Below are 895 nucleotides of genomic sequence, written 5' to 3' on the forward strand. Positions count from 1 at the left end.
CCTCCGCGGCCCCCGACGGGGGACGTCAGCGGGGCATCTGCCCGTCGTCGACCTTGATGACGGTCCCGGTGACCGCCTCCGACGCGTCGGACACCAGGTAGAGCAGGGTGGAATCGAGCTGCTCGGGCAGGCCGATCCGCTTGCGCGGGAAGCCGGGCGCGATGTCGCCCACCCGGGCGAGCATCCCGTCGGTCATCTCCGAGGCGAAGACCCCCGGCGCGATGCCGTTGACGTTGATGAGGTGGCGTGACCACTCCACCGCGAGCGCCTCGGTCATCCGGCTGACCGCCGCCTTGGCCGTGGAGTAGAGCGCGGCCCCGTTGCCGGCGTAGTGGTACGCGGCCATCGAGGAGATGTTGACGATCCGGCCGGGCAGCTCGGCCGCGATGAGCCGTCGGGCGAGGCCGGTGGCCATGAGCCACGGGCCGCGGACGTTGGTGTCCAGGACGGCGTCCACGAGCTCGAGGGACATCTTGTGGGCGCGCTGCGCGTCGGGGATGCCGGCGTTGTTGACCAGGATCTGCGGGACGCCGAGCTCCGCGGTGACCTGCTCGAGGCAGGCCTCGATGGAGTCCGGGTCGGTCACGTCGAGCCGGACGCCGTGGGCCTTGCCGCCGCGCTCGCCGATCGCGCCGACGACCTCGGCGATCCGCTCGGCGCGCCGCCCGGTCACGACGACCGTCGCACCCGCCTCCGCGAGCACGTGGGCGAACCGGACGCCGAGGCCGGCGGTCGATCCGGTGACGATCGCGACGCGGCCGGTGAGGTCGACGGAAGGCAGTTCGGCAGAAGGCATGGGGGTCCGATCCGGAACGTGGGTGGGGGGTCAGCTGAAGAGGTCGGGCAGCCCGTCGGAGACGCGGTCGGGGAAGTCCGGCTCCTGCTTGGCGAGGAA

At 72.4% G+C, this 895-nt stretch carries 1 protein-coding gene; it reads right to left on the reverse strand.

The window, feature by feature from the left end:
* Positions 1-25: 25 nt before the first annotated feature.
* A complete protein-coding gene (locus B4M60_RS05930; RefSeq protein ID WP_291081204.1) occupies positions 26-796 on the reverse strand; it encodes an SDR family NAD(P)-dependent oxidoreductase in 771 nt (256 codons plus the stop codon).
* Positions 797-895 lie beyond the last annotated feature (99 nt).

Origin of the sequence: Dietzia sp. UBA5065, assembly GCA_002415925.1 — a bacterium.
GTDB lineage: Bacteria > Actinomycetota > Actinomycetes > Mycobacteriales > Mycobacteriaceae > Dietzia.